This is a genomic window from Enterococcus sp. 3H8_DIV0648 (assembly GCF_002140655.1).
Taxonomy (GTDB): domain Bacteria; phylum Bacillota; class Bacilli; order Lactobacillales; family Enterococcaceae; genus Enterococcus_A; species Enterococcus_A hulanensis.
In genome coordinates, this window is sequence record NZ_NGLG01000001.1 from 2,668,415 (window position 1) to 2,688,475 (window position 20,061).

The following is a 20,061-nucleotide window of genomic DNA, read 5'->3' on the forward strand; positions in this document are numbered from 1 at the left end:
ATTATTAGGTTTACAAAAAAGGACATCATGTTAATTTATTCTTTTGAACGGAATAAAATAACCTTTGTTACTTTATAATTCTCAAGAATCAAGCCGCAATTTTTTTATTTCCCTCAATATTTAACTGTTCCTGCTTTTGATAAGTAATCTTTATTTTTATTAGAACTCTTTAATAAATTAACATCTTAAAACTATTATTAGGTTTACAAAAAAGGACATCATGTTAATTTATTCTTTTGAACGGAATAAAATAACCTTTGTTACTTTATAATTCTCAAGAATCAAGCCGCAATTTTTTTATTTCCCTCATTCTTTTACTGATACAAAGGACACCTTTTTGTACCTATGACACTTAAAAGTACGTACTATACATCTGTGAAGCGCCCCCCTATACTAGGCTCAGAAATCTATAAGGGGGCTTTTTCATGATTCATTCATTAACAGACAAAGTGACATTTAACAACGGAACAGAAATTCCCGGCTTAGGCTTAGGGGTTTTTCAAATTCCTGATGAAGATACTGCGGAAGTAGTCAGCAAGGGGATCAGCAACGGCTATCGTTTGATTGATACTGCTCAAATCTATGGCAATGAAACGGGAACGGGGATCGGGATCAAAAAAGGCCTAGCCGCAAAAGGACTAAGCCGAGAAGATTTATTCGTGACCTCTAAGGTTTGGAACGATCATTTGACTTACGCTGAAACCATCAGCGCATTCGAAGAAACACTGGATCGTCTAGCGTTAGATTATTTAGACCTCTATTTGATTCATTGGCCCGGAAAGGACGCCTTCAAAGAAGCTTGGCACGCTTTAGAAGATCTTTATGCCTCTGGAAAAATCAAAGCGATCGGTGTCAGCAATTTCGAGATCCATCATTTAGAAGAATTATTGGCCTTCGCTAAAGTCGTTCCCGTAGTCAACCAATTCGAGCTGCATCCAAAATTATCCCAACAGGCGCTGCGGGACTTCTGCGAAACACACGATATCAAGGTCCAAGCATGGTCGCCTTTGATGCAGGGTAAATTATTGGCTGATCCTACTATTAAGACGATCGCTGAAAAGCATCAAAAAACACCGGCACAGATCATCCTGCGTTGGGACATTCAACAAGATATTTTACTCGTTGTAAAATCGGTCCACGAAAAACGGATGCAAAGCAATGCCGCTGTATTTGATTTTGCATTAGATGAAACGGATATGATGCGTTTAAATCAATTAAACGAATCTTTACGCAGCGGACCTGATCCAGAGGCGTTTGATTTTTAGTTCGATTAAACCTCTAGATAAATCCCTGTCTCAGTTGAAGGAACTTCCAACTCATTCACCACTTGATTGAAGGCAGCCGCTCGCGTCCATTGAGGAAAGTGAGCGGCTGACTTCATGCAGATAAAGCTTTTAGGCGATTCGAGTTTTTGATAAAAATCAAAGGCGACCCTTTTTGAGACATGATAATCCTGCTCGCCCTCAATCAAAATAATCGGCACTTCAAATTTCCTCTCATTCGTAAAATCGACCCGCGCTACTTCCTGCCACAATCGTTCAATCGATTGCTTCGAGCCTTGGATGCGGTGAACACAATCCCGCAGCGTATAATTTTTAGAACGAATAAAGTGAGGATAAAAACCCGCATACGATTTTTTTCCATAAAGCGAACCGCCCGTCTTGATCAACTGATTCATAAAATACATCAGATCGTCGAACCACTCCCCTTGATCAAAATGGGTATCAATAGAAGAAATTCGTTGCTTAACTGCTGTGCTGGAGGAATGCTCCAGAATATAAGCCCGGCTATCCGCAAACATTTCCTGAGAACTGATCACCTGCCCGACACCAATATAGTGGTCAATCCATTCAGGGTAACGCTTGATAAATTCCATACCAATAATACTGCCCCACGAATGACCCATTAGACACGCTTGCTGCTCATTCCGCTCACTAAGAAGCCGTTCAACCAAAACTTTCAAGTCTGACACAAGTGTGTCAATCGTAATTTCTTCATCTGCTTTAAAGGGATAATAGGATTTTCCAGCACCCCGCTGCTCCCAAATAACCAGTGTGTATTTTTTTGCCAAATCCAGATTAAAATGTTCGATCAAGGGCAGCGCCGCATCTCCCGGTCCGCCATGCAGATAAATCAACAGCGGATTGGCTAAATTTTCGCTGATTATTTGAATGTACTGTTTTACACCGTTGATTAGATACCATTTTCCATACTTTTCCATCGCTATTTCCTCCATTGACACACCTGTGTCATATAGTTATAGTTTAGAAAAGAACTCAACTCGTTTCAATCAAATGAAACAGATTAACTATAAGTGTGTCAGGAGGTCCTCATGGGAAAAGAAGCTCAAATTATTGCAAGTCTATTTGCGGTGATGGAAGTCGATGATTTTTCATTGATCACAGTTACTCAGATTGCTCAAGAAGCAGCAATCGGCAGAAAAACCTTTTACCGCTATTTTAAAAATAAAGAAGAAGTCTTGGAACGCGCCGTCGAAATACTTTTTTCAGAATACGCCGCTTTTGAGAAAAATTACAGTGCCTCAAATTTTGAAACCTTGATCTATTATCATTTCTCTTTTTGGCGGCAGCACTACGCCCAATTGAAAATCCTCTATAAGAATGATTTAATGCTTTATCTATTCAAGCAATACCAGCAGCGCATTCCGCAATTGAATGCGGCCTACATTCGTCGGGCGAAGCTCGATCCCTCGACCGCAAAGTATGCCAATGCCTTCACTACTGGAATCTTTTGGTCGATTCTCTACACCTGGATCGAAAATGGCGCAAAGGAACGCCCCGCCGAGTTAGCCAAAATCTGTGCTGCATTTCTGAAATAAAAAGGAGGAGGGATACTATGTTGTATGAATTTGAGGGACACTGCCTGCAGGAAGGAAAGCGCCATTTTATAAAAATACCTTTTAATGTGTGGGAGGTTTGTGAGACCAAAGGAAACATTCCGGTGAAAGTCGCCATTGAAGAAATTACTTTCGAATGCAAACTGATTCCTAAGGGACACGGAGAGTATTATATTCCGATCGCCAAAAAATATTATCAACAGCTGCCGGTCATGACTCACTATGCCTGCTCCTTTGAGATTCTAAAACAATTATCCCGTATCAACCAGCATAGTCCCTACAATCAGCCCATTCGAACAATCGACACAATCAATCTGGTTTTACAGCCTGATGAGGGCTTATGCGGGCAGGCCTGTCTAGCCATGCTGAGCGGACTGCCGCTAGAAGAAATCATGACGATCATGCAGGCCAAAAAATGGCAGGCTTCTTTGAGTAAAGTAATCGAAACCCTAGATTATTTTAGACTAAAGCATGCCGACAAAATGAGCTATCAAAAGTATAAATTTTCTCACCTGCCAAATTTGTGTTTATTAAACGTAAAGGCAGACGACGATAAGTTGAGCCATCTATTGATTTACTTCAATGGAAAATACTATGATCCTACATCAGGAATACGTGCAAGTTATGATCCCGAACGAATCATCAGCTATTTAGAAATTTTTAGTCCGTAAGTGATCCAGCATTCCTAGAAAAAGCCGCTTAAATTACTGAGTGATTCAGCAATTTAAGCGGCTTTGATCTATTTAAAATACTGATGATAAAAGATATAGCTGGAAACCAGCGACGTAATCGGCAAAATGATCACCGCCGCCATCCCGGTCAGCAAACTAATCAACAGCTCGCCGACAAAGGCTTTTGAGTTGATGATCTCAAGAAAGGAATAATTCAAATCTTGAATCCAAATAATCAGCGCCAGACTGGAACCCATAAAAGCAAACAGCAGCGTATTGATCGTCGAGCTTAATATTTCATGAACGACAGTCATGCTGGAAGCGACCAATTCTTTAAACGTAAGTTTTTCCGTCCGTCGATAGATTTCATAAGTCGAACTGCTGACGGCAATACTGCTGTCAATCACGGCTCCCGAAAAACTCATTAAAATAATCGAGAGATTGAGAGCGGCAAAAGGAACAGAGACTGAAAAATCCATCATCTGCAATTCATCTAATTCCTCTATCGCAAAGCCGTGGACCTTAACCAGCTGAATAAGCGGCAATGTGACCAAAGTAAAGGCGACGAGGAAAAACAAGACACAAAGAAAGGCCGCCTTGGTTTTTTGATTAAAGTCATTGATGTAAAACAGCGTCACGACCGTTACACCTAGAAAAATCAAAAAGGTCACAGGATAAACCGGCAAGCCTTTGCTAAATAAATACAAAAGCAGGATAAACAAGACAAAATTAGCAAATGTCCCGGTAATCATGTAGATGGCGCTTTTTTGAAAAATCAGCAGCATCAAACCCATCAAGATCAAGGTAAGACAGATCAAAACACTCATCGCACCTGCCTCCTTCCCAGTTTTTCAGCCAGACTAAAGGCGAATAAGGCTGCCGGAACAGATAATACGATCGCAAAGCCGCCGCATAAAGTCCGCAAGATTTCTAGAGACAGATGCATCCCGATCACCTCAGAAAAATTCCAACCGTTCGCCAGATAAAAGACGACCGAGGGAATCGCTCCGCTGAGATAAGCGAACAGCAAAACATTGATCATCGACGAAGCCGTATCCTGCGCGATTTCCCGGCCGGATCGCACCAGCTTTTTTAATGGAAGCTGCTCATTTTGGGCGCGGATCTCATCCAAAGCAGAAATGATCGTCACGACATTGTCCATGCTGGCTCCGATCGCCCCGATCAACAAGCCCGCTAAAAAGACCGAACGATATGGCCGAGTGATAAATTGCATTTCTTCGTAGCGCAGCCCTTCGTCCTTCAATAAATTCATCGCGATTAAACAAATCAGAAAAGCCGCAAAAACACTCACCAATGTCCCAAAGATTTTCCGGCCATCAAGTTTTTTAAATCCGTAAGAAGTCCCCATTGCCACAAACACCGCAATGAAGGTGAAAACTACCATCAAAAGCATGAGGGATAAACGGCTGTTTTGTTGACTGAGCCATAAAAAGAATAGCAGCAATCCGCTATTTAGCGCTAAGCCGATCAATGCACGAATCCCTCCTTTTCCGCTGATGAACAACACAATCAAAATAAACAGACCAATCAGAATAAAGACATAGCCGTCGCGTTTCATTGAGAGAACCCGCCAATAATTATCTGACTTTTGTAAAATCAGCTGATTCCCTTTGCGGTATAACGGGGAGACACTTTCATTCTCATAATAGGTCGTTTCTAATGTGACGCTGCCCTTTTGGTTCAGTAATTTTCCTTTTATTTTTTGTGTTTGCTCTGAAGCGTTCGCCTCAACCTCCTCCACCCGCAGCACCGGCTCTGAGTAAAAAATATAGCTCTTGGTTTGAATAAAAAAGCCCAGCAGGATAATAGCGGCTAAAGCGATTATGTACGTTAGATTCTTTTTCATGGAATCCTCCATTCTAGTTCCCATTCATTCTACCATCTAACAATAAAGTTAGGCATACCTGTAAAACAAACATTATGAATATTTAGTTGAATCTTTAATTAGACATTTGCTTTTCAGCACTTCTAGCGGCAAAAAAGACTTCAAGCCAGTTGTAGTTACTAACTTGAAGTCTTTCCTTCTATTTAAATACTGCTAAGTCGGAAGGTTGAAGCTTGCTGCTGGCGGCTTTTTCTAGCTGGATCGTGCGCCGTCCGAAGCCTTTGGCAAATTCCAGATCATGGGTAATGATCACAAAGGTAATGCCTTTATTGGCATAATCGACGATCATTCGTTGGACCCGCCGCATATTTCCGGCATCCAGCCCCGATGTCGGCTCGTCTAAAATCAGCAGCTCCGGTTCCCGCATCAAGCCCACCGCAAACACCAAACGCTGCTTTTGTCCGCCGGATAAGGTCGCCGGATGCTGTTCCTTGAGCTTCCAGAGATTTAGTTCTTTAAGCAGGCGCTCTGCTTTTACTAAATTTTCCTCCGTCTTTTTCGTTCCCAGCAGCAGTTCATTTAGAACACTATCAGAGAACAGCTGATAATCGGCGTCTTGTAATACGAACCAGCATTTTTCACGGCGTTTTTTGGCGGTTTGCAGCTGGCCATTGATACTGATCGAGCCTGCCTGTTCTTTATTCAATCCGCAAAGCGTGCGAGCCAAAGTAGTTTTACCCAAACCGTTTTCACCAGTAATTAGAGCGATCTCGCCTTTCGCCAAAGTTAAATTAAGGTCTTTGATCAGACTAGGCGCTAAACGATGGTAGCCGATCGTTAAATTCTGCAAGGCTAAAAAAGCCGGCTCCTGATTTTCCTCTCTTAACAGCTCCGAGATATAAACTTCCTGTTTCTCACGAATGTCAAAGGAGTGCAGCACCGTTTTTGAAAGCTGTCGGAACTCATCGATCGTCCATTGGGCATTAACTTCGCCTTTTGCCAGGTAAACCACCCGATCCACAACCTCCATCAAATAATGGATTCGATGATCCGCGATCAAAATCGTTTTGCCGGCTTGCTTCAGCTGCTTCACTGTGGCGGCTAACTGTGCATTGCCTTGATTATCTAAATTTGCCGAGGGTTCATCCAATACGAAGATCTCAGGTGAATGAACTTCCACTGCCCCCATCGCAACCTTTTGCTTTTCACCGCTCGAAAGCTGGGCCAGCTTGCGCTTCTTTAAATAATCTATTTGATTCTGCTTCAGCACCGCTTCGATCCGTTGATTAATTCTTTCTGCTTCAAGACCATAATTCTCCGAGGCAAAGGCCAATTCATCTAACACATTGGAGGTAAAAAATTGCGAACGGGCATCCTGAAAGACACTTCCTACTTGCTGGCCGTATTCCCACTCCTCCAGCCCCCGTGCATTTTTGCCATTTAAATGAAGCTCGCCAGTCAGTTCTCCTTCATAATAATGAGGGATCAGTCCATTGATCAGGCGGGTCAAAGTCGTTTTCCCGCAGCCTGAAGCCCCGGTCACCAGAACGCATTCTCCTTTTTCGATCTCCAACGAAAGATTTTTCAGCTGCGATTCCTCCGCGTCATAACTAAAAGTGATATTTGCTAACTTGATCGCTGTTTCTATCATCTAGACCTCCAAAAAGTTAAACGTAAAAATACAAACCATATAGCCGCTAAAAAGTGCGACCAGAATCAAATCTTTGCTGGTTAAGCGGGTCTGGTAAATCGAGGTCCGCTGATCGGGACAGTCGATTCCTTTAGTCATCGCCGAAGCGGTCAGTTCATCTGCGATCTTCATCGTTCGCATCATTAAAGGAACAAAGGTATATTCAAAAACCTGCAGCGGGCGCAGCCAATTTCTCGGCTGTGAATAAGAAAGCCCTCGTAAGCGAGCCGACATTTGAATCGTATCGTTCTCCATTTTAATGATCGGAAAAAAGCGCAAGGTCACAGCTAACGTGAGAATAAAATTTTTCGGCAGCCGCAATGATTGCATCGCAGCCATCAAATGCCCCGTCGGCACCTCCTGCAGCACTCGAGCCATTATGATCACCGGCCCAAAACGCAGAACGAGGAAACATAAAAAGCCCAGAAATTTCACCCATTGCTGATCCGACAGCAGCATATAACCATACAATGCCACTGTCGCTGCAATCACCGCCCCCATTTTACAAGCCGTTTGATACAGACCCGCATACACTAAATAAAATAGTGCAAAGACATTCAGTAGAATCAATTGCCCCATTCCGGCACACAGCACCAAAACACTTTGAACTATCAAGAGCAGAAATTGGATTCTTGGATCAATACTTTTTTTCATAAGCGGCTCCTCCAAGCTAGGCAGATTTGATCACGCCTGCTTTTACAAAATGCTTATTCAGCAGCTTGTAACCAAAGAGACAGCCTAAGCAGATTGCAGCGATTAACGCGACAGTCGAAATCACGATCCAAAATGGGGCCGTCAGATACTCAAGATGATTATCGGTGTAGCCGGTATTTTCCATCATTTTAAAATAGTAATCGGCAGAAATAGCCAAGATAATGTAATTAGAAAAACCATACAATAAATTGTAGATCGTAAACGCAATCGTTTGCGGACCTAATTTTCGATAGCCGTCGGTTTTGGCTAAAATCACTTCACCGATGAAGCCGCCTAAAAGTGTGATCGGCAAAATATAAATGGTTCCCATGATGGCATAAAACACTCCGTTGATGGCACCGAAAAGCAGCAGCGTGCCTTTTTTCCCTACCTTGAAGGCCATCAATAAATAAATCGGGCAAGTAAAAAATAGTACAAAGGCCGTCGCATACGGATAGAACCAGGCCATAAACGGCAAGGTCGCCATGGATAAGACCATCATGACAACAAATCCAACGACTGTATATAAACCGATCGTTAAATAATCTTTTGAGATAAGCGTAGCTGTTTTTTTCTTTTTCATCGTGTCTCCTTTTTTCTATTAAGGAATTACTCTTTGCTAAATTTCCAATTCGTCGCTTCATTTTGCATGTCGACTAAGGTGCGGTAAAGCTCGCAGGTTTGGTACAGATCAGGGTGTTTTCCCTTTGCCGCAACTTTTCCTTTTTCCAATACAACGATTTGATCGGCATTCATGACCGTTTTTAATCGGTGAGCGATGACGACAACTGTTTTGTCTGCGACCAGATTTTTGATCGCTCGCTGAACCCCTGCCTCATTTTCTAAGTCGAGAGCAGCCGTCGCTTCATCCAGCAAAATGATTTCTGATTGCTTAATGAATGCGCGGGCAATACTGATTCGCTGCTTCTCACCGCCGGACAGTGTTGATCCGCCTTCACCGACCAGTGTGTCGTAGCCGTCTGGAAGAGCGCTGATAAATTCATGGCAATGCGCCTTTTTAGCCGCTTCCACCACTTCTTCAAAGGTCGCCTCCTGTTTGCCGACACGAATATTATTTAAGATCGTATCCTTAAATAGATAGACATCCTGAAAAACCATCGATAAATGACCATATAGATTTTCTGGATTCACCGTCGTGAGATTCTTTCCGCCGATTTCAATGACCCCTGTTTGAGCATCGTAGAAACGCGCCAAAAGTTTCACGATCGTAGATTTCCCGCTGCCAGACGGGCCCACCAAAGCGGTCAATGTTCTAGGATGAATCTCTAAATTAATGTTTTGCAAAACGGGCTCTTCTTTATAAGCAAAGCCAACATCGTTAAAACGAATCGTATAATCATCATTCAGCTCTTCTGTTCCCTGCACCTCCGGCTGATTTCGAATCGCCATAATTCGTTCACCGCTGATCAAGGCATAACGCATCTCTGTGTAATTGATCATCAATGTAGTGAAGGGATCATAGATACGGCTGGCTACCACGATAAAGACTAAGAATACCGACTCGACCAAGCTTCGTTGCGCCAGCAGATAAGAACCCATGAAAACTAGGATCGGCAAGCCCATCCGTAAAAGAGAAATAGCCACCATTACAACAGGGCCTAACACGCCTTCGATCCGAATCGATTCCTTCCGCAGATTATCAAACGCCTGCTGAATTCTGGCAAACTGCTGACCGCCTAATGAATAAGCTTTGATCTCTTTGATTCCCTGCAAATATTCTTGAAGACGAGAAGCACTTTCGACCTTCGCTTGAATGTGGCGGCCGCCAAGTTTGTTCATTAAAATATTTGATCCTTTGACTATAAGCAAGACAATCGGCAGCATCGCATATAGACACAGCGTCATCCGCCAATCAATCAAGCATAACGAAACAAACGCCATAAATAATAGAATGACTGCACCCAGTGCTTGCGGCACCAGATGAGAAACCGCGGTTTCTAACAGAGTATAGTCTCCCAGCATCATCGTTGTTAAATCACCAGGATCGCGACTATCTAAAAAGCCCAACGAAAGATTTCGCAAATGATTGGCTAATTTGGTCCGGCCTTTTTCCGACACATCATAAGCGGCTGTATACTGTCTGTCATATGCGATCGTGGAGATCAAGACCTGTACCCCAAACCACACGACACTGGCAAGCAGCAAATAAAGATAGAGACGTGTGTCTAACGGACGATTTTGCTGATAGGATTCGTACAATTCAAAAATACCGTAAAAAGCAATGACCGCCGGCAGCAGGCGCGCGATCGATTCCAGCGTCGCCCAAAAAGTTGATTGAGCTAATGATTTCGGTTCGCCCGAAGTAATATTGTAAATTGCCTCTTTCATCCTACTTCACCTCCCAATCTTTGGTCTCTTCGTTGATCGTCCACAATTTTTGATAAAGCGGATTGCTTACCAATAATTCATCATGGGTTCCAGCGGCTTGGATCTCGCCCTTGTCGCAAACTAAAATTTGATCGACATGCTGGATCGTCCACAGGCGATGCGCGATAATCAAAACGGTTTTCCCCTTAACAAGCTCACTGATCGCTTGCTGGATATACACTTCATTTTCTGCATCCGCATAAGCAGTGGCTTCATCTAAAACTAAAATCGGCGAATTTTTCAACAGCGCCCGCGCAATCGAGATCCGCTGCGCTTCACCCTTGGATAGAAAAACTCCCTGCTCACCAATCATCGTGTCATACCCATTTTCCAGCGCTTGAATAAATTCATCACAGCGGGCTAATTGCGCTGCCCAGCGAACTTCCTCCAAGCTCGCATTTTTGTTGCCCATTCGGATATTGGCTGCGATCGTGTCATTGAATAGAGTGACATCTTGGAAAACAAAAGAAACGTCCCGCATCAAGGTATCGATCGTAACCTCCCGAATATCGGTCCCGCCGATTTTGATCGCACCTTCTGTCGGATCATAAAAACGTAAAAGCAATTGAGCAATCGTACTTTTCCCGCCGCCAGAGGGTCCAACTAAGGCGTTCATCGTATTGGGCTGCAGTTCAAAGCTGACTTTTTTCAGTACAGGATTTCCTTTGGTATAAGCAAACGAAACCTCTTCAAATGAAATCCCATTACCCGAAAAGTTCGTGGTTGTCTCTTTTTCGATCACCGGCGCCTCAGCGAAAATCTCATCGACCCGTTTGACCCCTTCATTAACATTGCTGAAGGTAGAGGCCGCATACATTAATTTCATAAAGGGTCCGGTCGTTCCTGAAGCTAAAATAATAAACATCATCACTGTTAGCGACAGCGTTTTGTCTTGCGGACTTTGACTGATCAAAAAAGCGCCAAAGGGCATCACGAACAAAACAACAGATGTTATTAAAGTAGTAAACAGAACATAGCCAGAACGAAAACCATTCGACCAATCCATGACTAAATTCCGATAATCCTTGATGCTTTGATGGAATCGTTTGAAGTTCCCAACGGATAAACCAAAGACCTTGACCGCCGGCATTGCCCGCACATATTCCACACCATTACTATTCATCGCTTCTAGTGCGTCATGATATTGCTTCACCTTATTGTTCTTCATTGTATTTCCCATCAAATATGAATAAATGCCGACTGCCAGAAAAAGCGGTACTAGCGACATTAAGCCTAAGCGCCAATCAATTTTCAGCATCAAACCGATATAAACCAATGGAAATATCAACGCCGAAACTATATCCGGAATTTGATGTGCGATAAACGACTCCATTTTTTCTACACATTGATCAATGATCTTCATTAATTGACCGCTCGATTTTCGTGTGAAATAGCCCATTGAAACCTTTGATAAATGCTGCAGAATATCCATTCGAATTTCATACAAAATATCAAAAGCGGCGACATGCGAACACATGGAAGAGGCATATAACAAAATCACCCCGGCCAACACGCTTCCCATAGAAACTAAACTCCAGTGAATCATTCCACTGGCTGAATAATCACCGATCATCAATAACTCAATGATTTTATAAATACTGTAAAAAGGAATGAACTGTACCACTGTCGAAATTGTCGCCAAAATTCCTGATACGGTTAACAAGCCTTTCTTCTTCTTGATGTAACGAATCAATACCGATTCATCTTTCATCTATCTAACTCCTTTCTCACTTTTAACTAATTTACCAACAACTGCGAAACTCAAATGATAATGAGATTCATTCTCATTTAACCACTTTTTCTGGCTGTTTACAATATTCTTTTGCATTTTATTGCACAAACTAGCTGCTAGCAGAGCGTTGCTTTGGGAGTTTAGATACATATTTTCTTTTAAGAGTCGCTTATAAATAACAGAATCTATCTCCTAAAAAGGAGATAGATTCGATTATTTCTTTGATTGATTTCTTTTGGCTTCTTTGATGATTTTCAGCGCCCGCTTGCGCGTCTTGATGTTGGGACTTTTCAAGCGGCGATAAGCACTGGCTAGATCGGTCTTTTCCATGAAAGCTACCTCCCAATAATTAGTGTGCCAGCATTTCTTGAGCGATCGCATGACTGCTCATTTTGCTTGGGTAATAGGTCGGCCAATTATCCAGCTCGTTAAACAGGGCCTTTTGACTTTCACCGCCAAAATAAATATGGAAATGTGCGGCTTTGGCAGGAGCGATGCCGTGATCGCTGAACTGAACATATTTATACTCGCCAGCATCAGGGTCCTTGGTTTCAAAGGTGAAGCGTACCCCGCGGTTGCCTTTTTCGTATGTCAGAATTTCATGTCCTGCATATTCGTAGGTATATTTGTGATTCTTGCCGCCGACTATAAAATCAATTTGCTTATCCGTAATTTTGATCTCATCCACATCGGTCTTATAGCCTTTTTCATAATAGGACTTATACTCTGTCGCAGTCTTATCCTTTTTCAGCTTTGCTTTATAATCAAAAACCTGATCCAAGCTTCCATCCTTCAGCAAAGGATAAACCGATTGCCAATCCCCTGCATAGTCAGATAATTTGCGATCCTTGACCTGTGAATCTTTGAAATAGCCGTTATAGGTCGTTTGCTCGGTCTTCGTTTCCTCAAGTGGTTTGATTTCTTTGCCCGCAGCCTCCGTCGTTTTCTTTAAGGCAGCTAGATTTTCTTTCATCACAGATACGTAATCCTCGCCCGCATCTAGTTGCTTTTTCGTCAAACTTTCTAGCGGATTGAGAACCTCCAGCTTGACCTTGGTTTCATCCGCAAGTGTTTGTGCGGCTTTTCCTTGGTTGTTGTTCTCGAAATAAATGTACTTGATCTCATTGTCTTCAACATAATGCTTCAACTCTGCGATACGCGAAGGATCAGGTTCCTGATCCGGGTTAAGTCCGGAAATACCGACTTGATTCAAGCCGTAATCCAATGCCAAATAACCAAACGCTGTATGCTGTGTAACGAAATTCTTTTGCTGGGCATTTTTCAGCGAAGCTGAAAATTCTTGGTCCAATGTCTCAAGCTTCGCTAGATATTTTTTTGCATTCGCTTCAAATTCAGTCTTCTTCTCTGGATACAATTTAATCAATTGATCTTTGATCGAGGTAACTTCCTTGATCGCGCGATGCGGTGACACCCACGTATGAGGATCTAGTTCATGATGATGATCTTCTTCGCCGCTGTGTTCATGCTCTTCCTCGCCGCCCGGCAATAAAAGCATCCCCTTCGTCCCCTCGATAACATTCGGAGCCCCTTTCTTCCAAGACTTGGCCGCCTTTGGTACCCATGTTTCCATGTTCTCGTTATGATAAACAAAGACATCCGCTTCAGTGATTTTCGCCATGTCTTTGGCTGACGGTTCATAATCATGCGGTTCCGAACCAGCTGGTATCAGCAAGCTGACGTCGCCCGCATCGCCAACGATATTTTTCGTAAAATCATACATCGGATAAAAAGTAGTGACGATCTGCAGCTTGTCATTCTTATGCTCTGTTGCCGCCTGATTTCCCTTGCAGGCACCTAAACCGACAAGTGCCAGCAAACTAATCACAATAAATCCTAATTTCTTCATTTCAGACCTCTCTCTTCTTTTGAATTCGCAAACTAAGCGCCTCACGTTAAAAAAACATCACCTGCTTTATACAAGTTGTTTTAGCTAAAATCGAATCGCCGCTGCAAAATGATCCCCACAATACCATTTTGCAATCGTTCATCAAATAGACTTGATTTATCCATTACTATTTGCAGAACGCAAAGCGTAACCGTTACGATTCAACATCGATACTTTATCACTCACAAAAAAGCGTGTCAAGATAAAATAACATGAAATATTATTCATGTGAATGGAGATTCATTTTTACAGGTTCATCCACACAAAAAAAGCGATCAAAGTTCCGCGCCTTTGATCGCTTTTCTTTCTTATGCCAGCTGTTCTTTCTCAAACTGACTATTATACAAATCTGCATAGAAACCGTTTTGTCCCATCAATTCTTCGTGGTTTCCTTGTTCGATGATATTTCCTTCGTTCATGACTAGAATCAGGTCCGCATTGCGGATCGTCGATAAACGATGGGCAATCACAAAAGAGGTACGGTTGTTCATTAGTTTGTCCATCGCTGCTTGGATCAATTCTTCGGTTCGCGTATCAACAGAACTGGTCGCTTCATCTAAAATCAGCATCGGTGCGTCTTTGATGATCGCACGAGCGATCGTCATTAATTGTTTTTGTCCGACTGATAAGCTGACACTGTCATCCAGATACGTTTCATAGCCTTTTGGCAAGGTGCGGATAAAGTGATCGATCCCGACTGCTTTGCAGGCCTTCACGACTGTTTCATCAGAGATATGCTGCTGGTTGTAGATCAGATTTTCCTTGATCGTCCCTTCAAACAGCCACGTATCCTGCAATACCATACAAAATTGATCATGAACTTCTTCACGACTCATGTCTTTTGTGGAAACACCGTCGATCACGATCTCTCCGCGATTCGTTTCATAAAAACGCATCAGCAGATTGACGATCGTCGTTTTCCCTGCGCCGGTTGGACCAACGATCGCGATTTTTTGTCCGGCCTTTGCTTCGACATTGAAATTATGAATGATCGTCCGCTCTTTATCATAACCAAAGCTGACATTTTCAAAACGGACATTGCCTTCTGCGTTGTGCAATTTGATGGTTTTTTCTGACTCATCGGCTAGTTCATCTTCTTCTAAGAACTCAAAAACACGACTCATCGCAGCTCCTGCCGATTGCAGGTTAGAAAAGGCTTGTGCCAGTTGGGATAAGGGTTGTGAGAACAACCGGATGTACACAGTAAATGCCACGATGACACCTAACGTAATATCCCCTCGTAGTGCCAAAACAGCTCCAACCACACAAACTGCGACATATCCGAAGTTGCCGATAAAGCCCATCAACGGCTGCATGATCCCAGACAAGAATTGCGCCTTCCAAACACTGCCATAAAAATCCTGATTCATCTCACCAAATTCTGATTTCATATCTTCGGTCGCGTTGTAAGCATTGATGACTTGCTGCCCAGAATAAGCTTCCTCCGCAAAGCCGTTGATCTTAGCTAATTTTTGCTGCTGCTGATTAAAATGAACCTGTGATTTTGCCATAATAACGGCCATTAATAAAAAGCCTAGTAAAACGGAAACCACCGCTGTGATCGTCAATATCAAATTCGTCCGAAACATCATGACCAGACAGCCGATAAATAGCGTGATCGACGGAAACAATGAACTCAAACTTTGATTCAGCGATTGGCTCACGGTATCCAAGTCATTGGTTACGCGGCTCAATGTATCACCTTGACTGTGTGAATCAAAATAATTCAAGGGAACGTTGTTGATTTTTTCTGAAATCTGACGCCGCAGCTGTTTAGAAAAACGCTGCGTGACGGTCGCTACGATGAAGCCTTGGAAATAGGAAAGGATCGAACCCATCCCATAGAGAATAACTAAACTCAATCCTATCTGACTAATACGCGTAAGGTTGATCGAACCACCCAATCCTTGAGTGATCAGATCCGTGATCTCGCTTAAACGATTCGGACCAACGATTTGCGTAATGCTTCCGATCGTGGCAAATACGATCGCCATGATCAAAGGCCATTTGAACTGATTCAGCGCCTTTAGAATGTTAGATTTTAAAGGCTGTTCTTGTGATTGTGTTTGAATACTATCTAATGTGTTATCCATTAACTAATTCCTCCTTCGACAGCTGTGAATAGGCAATCTCTTGATAGACGTCGTTTGTCTCCAGCAATTCTTCGTGGGTGCCTTGTCCAACGATCCGGCCTTCATCCAAGACAATGATCTGGTCGGCATCCATGATGGTACTGATCCGTTGAGCGACGATCAATTTTGTCGTATCCGCTAACTTCTCCTTTAGCACCTCGCGTAATTTTTTATCTGTTGTATAATCCAACGCCGAGAAGGAATCATCGAAGAGTAAAATCTCAGGCTTGCGGGCAATTACTCGGGCAATCGCCAAACGCTGCTTTTGACCCCCGGAGAAGTTGCTGCCGTTTTGAGCAACATGGCTTTTCAGCTTGTCTTCTTTTCCATTAACAAAATCACTAGCTTGTGCGATCGAAAGTGCTTCTTCCATTTTTTCTTCATCCAAAGGATCATTCTTGCTGTTCCCAAAATCCAGATTCGACTGGATCGTTCCGCTGAACAACACTGGTTTTTGCGGAATATAGCCGACGATATCATTCAGATTCACATGGCTGTAAGTATTGATCGGCTGACCATCGATTGAGATCGTTCCTTCGCTGGTTTCATAAAAACGCGGAATCAAATTCAAGATCGTGCTTTTCCCGCTGCCCGTCGAACCGATAAAGGCGACTGTGTCTCCTTGTTCTGCTTTAAAGTTGATTTCATGAAGTACGGGTTCAGAAGCATCAGGGTAACGGAATGATACATGATCAAATTCCACCGTTCCTTTGACATCCGGCTGAACCTTTTCGCCTGCTTCCGGAAACTCTACGGAAGAATCCTTGGCTAAGACTTCATTGATCCGTTTTGCGGAAACCGTCGCCCGCGGCAAAATCATGAAAATCATCGACATTAAAACAAAGCTCATGACCACCTGCATCGCATAAGAGGAGAAGACGATCATGTCACTAAACAATGTGAGCTTCACCATCCCTTGCGCCTGCTGAATCATATAAGCCCCGATCCAATAAACCGCAAGCGTCAGTCCGCCGGAGATCAAACTCATCCCCGGACTCATCAAGGCCATTACTCGTCCTGTAAATAAGTTCGTCGCTGTTAGTTCTTGATTCGTTGCTTCAAATTTTTCTTCTTGGTAGTCTTCAGCATTGTATGCCCGTACCACCCGTAGTCCGGTTAAATTTTCTCGTGTAACACTATTTACTTTGTCAGTCAGCTGTTGAACTTTGGCAAAGCGCGGCTGCACCAAGGTTAAAATGACCGACAACATGATCAGCAATACCAATACGGCGATGCCTGTCGTTGTCGTCCACTGCCAGTTTTTTCCAGCGATCTTAAAAATTGCCCAAACCGCGGTGATCGGTCCTTTGATCATCAGCTGCAAGCCCATCGCCACTATCTGTTGAATTTGGGTTAAATCGTTGGTCGTCCGAGTGGTCAAACTGGGAATCGAAAATTGCTGAATCTCATGAGCGGAATAATCCATAACCTTGCCGAACATATCCTGACGCAAGCGGCAGGTTAAACTCGCTGCCAATTTTGCAGCAAATAAACCGACGATTGATGAAAAGACAAAGCTCATCAAGGATAGCAAGACCATCCAGCCGCCGGGTTTTAAAATTTCGCTAATAGCTGTGCTCGGTGTCTGCAGCAAAGTTGTGATCTGTGACATATAATCGGGTACCTTCAAGTCCATCCATACCTGACAAATGATAAATAGAACACTTGCCAGCACCAGTAATCGTTCTTTTGTATTGGTTCGTTTTATTAGTTGTATCATAAGCGTCCTCCTTGCTTGTACATTAGCATGCTAACTATTAGCGGGAATAGAAATCTGATCGTCTTAACAACCAGATTAGCGTTGAATGTTTTGTTTGAACTTTTCCAGCGTAGCAAAAAACTGCGCTAACTCTTCCTCTGAAACGCCCTGCTTCATCCTTTTTTCGCTATCTTCGATCTGTTTTTCTATTTCGATCGTAGCTTGGATCGCTTTTTCGGTCACGATCAGGCGTTTCAGGCGTTTGTCCTTTTGAGACGGAGCAGTCGTCAAAAAACCATTTTTGATCATACGGTCAACTAAATTGCTGGCGGTGGGTTTTCGAATCGATAATCGTTCTTCCAAATCTTTTTGATAAATTTCTTTATCTCGATTATTGACCAAGTACCCTAGTGCAAACCCCTGCGGACCTCTAATATGTCCATCTTCATTCGTTCGCTCCATATACCTGCCGATCAATAGAGATAACTCTCTGATCTTGAAACCAATAGTTTCTGGCTCATTCATACGATTCTCTCCTTAAATAGTTATCATGCTAACTATGTTAAACGCAATTTTTTATTTTGTCAACCTTCGTTGTTAATTAGGTCGTCGTTTTACATATAACGTAATAAGATCGCTGATAAGGCTGCAAATAAAGCAAGTAATTATCGCGATAATCGCCTTATTACCAGCAGAAATATCCCCTAACTTAAACAGTAAATACAGCAGAAACGCGCCTAGCGTAAATAGCCCGCCAAACAAGCGATTGGAAAACTGCCAGATTCGTTTGCCGTAAGCTACAAAGGCGATCCCGCGATAACCGAGTCCACCAGTATACGGCTGTAGGCTAACAACCAAAACAACTATTCCTAAAGCACCGAATAAGAACGGGATTGAGTCGACCTCTGCTTTTTCAATAAGACTTACAACCAACATTTTTCACCCTCCTGACTTCTGCCTTCATTATAGTCTCTTCCAATCCTTGAGTGCAAAAAAGAAATGAATATGCTCATTCCACGAAAAAAAGGCATGTCAAAAGTGACATACCTTCGTTTCATAATAGCTTTATTCCGCTTCGTAATTCAATTCTTCCAACGCGGACTCTTCTTTGCTCAGGCGTTTGACCCCGATAACATAAAAGACACCCGTCAAAAGTCCGGCACCCGCATCAGCAAAAGGCGCCGCGTGGAGCAAACCGTCCATTCCCCACATTTGAGAGAAAAGTAAGATTGCTGGAATCAATAAAATGATTTGGCGCGTCAACGTTAAAAAGATCGCTTGACGAGTCCGTCCGGTTGCCTGGAAAAAATTCGAAGCAACGATTTGAAACCCAATGACCGGCAAACACAGGAACCAGATTTGTAAAGCTTTTGCCCCAAAGGTCAGCAGCTCAGGCTCATTGTTAAACATCCGTACCAATTGCTCCGGCATTATTCGAGTAGCCAGCCAACCGAGACAAACAATTATAGTTGCGACCAAGATCGCATATTTTTGCGTTTCTTTCACCCGTTTGAATTTCTTGGCACCAAAGTTAAAGCTGATGATCGGCTGTGCCCCTTGAACAAGACCTGTAATAGGCATCAGTAAAATCGTCTGGATACTGTTGACGATCCCCATGCCGGAAACGGCAATATCTCCGCCATAATTCAGAAGGGTCATATTCAATACGACATTCAGCACACTATTTCCAAGTTGTAATAAGAAATTGGGCATTCCCAATGCTGTTATTCGAGTAGCGACATGAGCCTTGATCGCCATATTTTTTACTTGAATTTGATGATGACTGCGTTTGCTTAGAAAATAAGATAAAATCCAAACCATTGAAATAAATTGCGAAAGGATCGTCGCAAACGCTGCACCGGCCATCCCCATATCAAAGACGTAGATAAATACTGGATCAAGAATAATATTGACCCCGGCACCCATGAACATTGTGATCATCGCCAGCTTAGGCTGTCCATCTGCGCGTAAAAAGTTGTTCAGTCCGATGCTGACAATTTGAAAAACGGCACCTGAGAAAATGATCCGCATATAGCTCATCGCAAAAGGCAAGACCTTCTCACTAGCACCAAATGCTGACAAGACTGGCGACAAGAATAAATGCCCCATAACCATAAATAAAAGTCCGCTGAAAACCAGCAGAGAAAAAGCATTGCCTAACGCAAGCTCAGCTTCTTCGGATTTGCCTTCTCCTAATTTCATCGAAAAAAGAGTCGCACCGCCTACACCAAACAAAATACCGATTGATAATAAGATGATCATGATCGGAAAGCCGATCGTGATCCCTGCCAAACCATTCGCTCCCAACCCCGGAGCATGACCGATATAGATTCGATCCACCACATTATACAGCGCATTTACGACCATTCCGATGATGGCTGGAATCGAGAAACGCCATAGTAATTTTGAAATTTTTTCAGTCCCTAACGGATTTGCTGCTTCCATTT

18 protein-coding genes are annotated in these 20,061 nt (G+C 43.0%); 3 read left to right on the plus strand and 15 right to left on the minus strand.

Features of this window, described 5'->3' with window-relative positions:
• Positions 1-425 precede the first annotated feature (425 nt).
• Positions 426-1,265: an aldo/keto reductase gene (locus A5875_RS12270; protein WP_088933861.1), complete on the plus strand. Its 840-nt coding sequence runs from the start codon at positions 426-428 to the stop codon at positions 1,263-1,265.
• A gap of 5 nt (positions 1,266-1,270) precedes the next feature.
• Here A5875_RS12270 and A5875_RS12275 read toward each other — a convergent pair whose 3' ends face one another.
• Complete coding sequence (locus A5875_RS12275; protein WP_088933862.1) at positions 1,271-2,221, minus strand: alpha/beta fold hydrolase; 951 nt, start codon at positions 2,219-2,221, stop codon at positions 1,271-1,273.
• Positions 2,222-2,332: 111 nt separating this feature from the next.
• Between A5875_RS12275 and A5875_RS12280 the strand changes: the two genes are divergently transcribed.
• Both A5875_RS12280 and A5875_RS12285 read left to right on the plus strand, forming a co-directional pair.
• A complete protein-coding gene (locus tag A5875_RS12280; RefSeq protein WP_088933863.1) occupies positions 2,333-2,839 on the plus strand; it encodes a TetR/AcrR family transcriptional regulator in 507 nt (168 codons plus the stop codon).
• Positions 2,840-2,856: 17 nt separating this feature from the next.
• Entirely contained in the window at positions 2,857-3,528 is a 672-nt protein-coding gene (locus A5875_RS12285) for a DUF1905 domain-containing protein (RefSeq protein ID WP_088933864.1), read from the plus strand.
• A 68-nt stretch (positions 3,529-3,596) separates the two neighbouring features.
• Here the strand turns inward: A5875_RS12285 and A5875_RS12290 are convergent, their stop codons facing one another.
• The 14 genes from A5875_RS12290 to A5875_RS12355 all read right to left on the minus strand — a co-directional run bounded on the left by A5875_RS12290 (position 3,597) and on the right by A5875_RS12355 (position 20,059).
• A complete protein-coding gene (locus tag A5875_RS12290; RefSeq protein WP_088933865.1) occupies positions 3,597-4,355 on the minus strand; it encodes a YibE/F family protein in 759 nt (252 codons plus the stop codon).
• A complete protein-coding gene (locus A5875_RS12295; protein ID WP_088933866.1) occupies positions 4,352-5,395 on the minus strand; it encodes a YibE/F family protein in 1,044 nt (347 codons plus the stop codon). Before A5875_RS12295 ends, A5875_RS12290 begins: the two co-directional genes overlap by 4 nt.
• Positions 5,396-5,573: 178 nt before the next feature.
• Entirely contained in the window at positions 5,574-7,025 is a 1,452-nt protein-coding gene (locus A5875_RS12300) for an ABC transporter ATP-binding protein (protein WP_088933867.1), read from the minus strand.
• Complete coding sequence (locus A5875_RS12305) at positions 7,026-7,718, minus strand: energy-coupling factor transporter transmembrane component T (protein ID WP_088933868.1); 693 nt, start codon at positions 7,716-7,718, stop codon at positions 7,026-7,028.
• A 16-nt stretch (positions 7,719-7,734) separates the two neighbouring features.
• A complete protein-coding gene (locus A5875_RS12310) occupies positions 7,735-8,340 on the minus strand; it encodes an MptD family putative ECF transporter S component (RefSeq protein WP_088933869.1) in 606 nt (201 codons plus the stop codon).
• A gap of 26 nt (positions 8,341-8,366) precedes the next feature.
• Positions 8,367-10,106: an ABC transporter ATP-binding protein gene (locus A5875_RS12315; RefSeq protein ID WP_088933870.1), complete on the minus strand. Its 1,740-nt coding sequence runs from the start codon at positions 10,104-10,106 to the stop codon at positions 8,367-8,369.
• A gap of 1 nt (position 10,107) precedes the next feature.
• Entirely contained in the window at positions 10,108-11,856 is a 1,749-nt protein-coding gene (locus A5875_RS12320; RefSeq protein ID WP_088933871.1) for an ABC transporter ATP-binding protein, read from the minus strand.
• Between the two features lie 234 nt (positions 11,857-12,090).
• The gene (locus A5875_RS12325) at positions 12,091-12,207 is read right to left on the minus strand and encodes a putative metal homeostasis protein (RefSeq protein ID WP_088933872.1); all 117 of its coding nucleotides are present in this window, start codon (positions 12,205-12,207) and stop codon (positions 12,091-12,093) included.
• Positions 12,208-12,226: 19 nt separating this feature from the next.
• Positions 12,227-13,744, minus strand: a complete 1,518-nt coding sequence (locus tag A5875_RS12330) for a zinc ABC transporter substrate-binding protein AdcA (protein WP_088933873.1) — start codon at positions 13,742-13,744, stop codon at positions 12,227-12,229.
• 347 nt (positions 13,745-14,091) lie between these two features.
• Positions 14,092-15,876 carry an ABC transporter ATP-binding protein gene (locus A5875_RS12335; RefSeq protein ID WP_088933874.1) on the minus strand — a complete coding sequence of 595 codons (1,785 nt, stop codon included), beginning with the start codon at positions 15,874-15,876 and terminating at the stop codon, positions 14,092-14,094.
• Complete coding sequence (locus tag A5875_RS12340; protein WP_088933875.1) at positions 15,869-17,635, minus strand: ABC transporter ATP-binding protein; 1,767 nt, start codon at positions 17,633-17,635, stop codon at positions 15,869-15,871. The genes A5875_RS12335 and A5875_RS12340 overlap by 8 nt, the downstream gene beginning before the upstream one ends.
• Positions 17,636-17,710: 75 nt before the next feature.
• Positions 17,711-18,139: a MarR family winged helix-turn-helix transcriptional regulator gene (locus tag A5875_RS12345; RefSeq protein WP_088933876.1), complete on the minus strand. Its 429-nt coding sequence runs from the start codon at positions 18,137-18,139 to the stop codon at positions 17,711-17,713.
• Positions 18,140-18,211: 72 nt separating this feature from the next.
• Positions 18,212-18,550: a hypothetical protein gene (locus tag A5875_RS12350; RefSeq protein WP_171004954.1), complete on the minus strand. Its 339-nt coding sequence runs from the start codon at positions 18,548-18,550 to the stop codon at positions 18,212-18,214.
• Between the two features lie 129 nt (positions 18,551-18,679).
• Positions 18,680-20,059 (minus strand): MATE family efflux transporter, encoded by a 1,380-nt coding sequence (locus tag A5875_RS12355; protein ID WP_088933877.1) that lies wholly within the window; start codon positions 20,057-20,059, stop codon positions 18,680-18,682.
• Between the last annotated feature and the right edge of the window lie 2 nt (positions 20,060-20,061).

What these genes read in the sequence shown, in the direction of transcription:
- A5875_RS12330 (WP_088933873.1), bottom strand. Translation starts at nt 13,744, where the DNA reads ATGAAGAAATTAGGATTTATTGTGATTAGTTTGCTGGCACTTGTCGGT.
- A5875_RS12310 (WP_088933869.1), bottom strand. Translation starts at nt 8,340, where the DNA reads ATGAAAAAGAAAAAAACAGCTACGCTTATCTCAAAAGATTATTTAACG.
- A5875_RS12345 (WP_088933876.1), bottom strand. Translation starts at nt 18,139, where the DNA reads ATGAATGAGCCAGAAACTATTGGTTTCAAGATCAGAGAGTTATCTCTA.
- A5875_RS12295 (WP_088933866.1), bottom strand. Translation starts at nt 5,395, where the DNA reads ATGAAAAAGAATCTAACGTACATAATCGCTTTAGCCGCTATTATCCTG.
- A5875_RS12355 (WP_088933877.1), bottom strand. Translation starts at nt 20,059, where the DNA reads ATGGAAGCAGCAAATCCGTTAGGGACTGAAAAAATTTCAAAATTACTA.
- A5875_RS12320 (WP_088933871.1), bottom strand. Translation starts at nt 11,856, where the DNA reads ATGAAAGATGAATCGGTATTGATTCGTTACATCAAGAAGAAGAAAGGC.
- A5875_RS12325 (WP_088933872.1), bottom strand. Translation starts at nt 12,207, where the DNA reads ATGGAAAAGACCGATCTAGCCAGTGCTTATCGCCGCTTGAAAAGTCCC.
- A5875_RS12275 (WP_088933862.1), bottom strand. Translation starts at nt 2,221, where the DNA reads ATGGAAAAGTATGGAAAATGGTATCTAATCAACGGTGTAAAACAGTAC.
- A5875_RS12290 (WP_088933865.1), bottom strand. Translation starts at nt 4,355, where the DNA reads ATGAGTGTTTTGATCTGTCTTACCTTGATCTTGATGGGTTTGATGCTG.
- A5875_RS12305 (WP_088933868.1), bottom strand. Translation starts at nt 7,718, where the DNA reads ATGAAAAAAAGTATTGATCCAAGAATCCAATTTCTGCTCTTGATAGTT.
- A5875_RS12335 (WP_088933874.1), bottom strand. Translation starts at nt 15,876, where the DNA reads ATGGATAACACATTAGATAGTATTCAAACACAATCACAAGAACAGCCT.
- A5875_RS12285 (WP_088933864.1), top strand. Translation starts at nt 2,857, where the DNA reads ATGTTGTATGAATTTGAGGGACACTGCCTGCAGGAAGGAAAGCGCCAT.
- A5875_RS12280 (WP_088933863.1), top strand. Translation starts at nt 2,333, where the DNA reads ATGGGAAAAGAAGCTCAAATTATTGCAAGTCTATTTGCGGTGATGGAA.
- A5875_RS12340 (WP_088933875.1), bottom strand. Translation starts at nt 17,635, where the DNA reads ATGATACAACTAATAAAACGAACCAATACAAAAGAACGATTACTGGTG.
- A5875_RS12350 (WP_171004954.1), bottom strand. Translation starts at nt 18,550, where the DNA reads ATGTTGGTTGTAAGTCTTATTGAAAAAGCAGAGGTCGACTCAATCCCG.
- A5875_RS12270 (WP_088933861.1), top strand. Translation starts at nt 426, where the DNA reads ATGATTCATTCATTAACAGACAAAGTGACATTTAACAACGGAACAGAA.
- A5875_RS12300 (WP_088933867.1), bottom strand. Translation starts at nt 7,025, where the DNA reads ATGATAGAAACAGCGATCAAGTTAGCAAATATCACTTTTAGTTATGAC.
- A5875_RS12315 (WP_088933870.1), bottom strand. Translation starts at nt 10,106, where the DNA reads ATGAAAGAGGCAATTTACAATATTACTTCGGGCGAACCGAAATCATTA.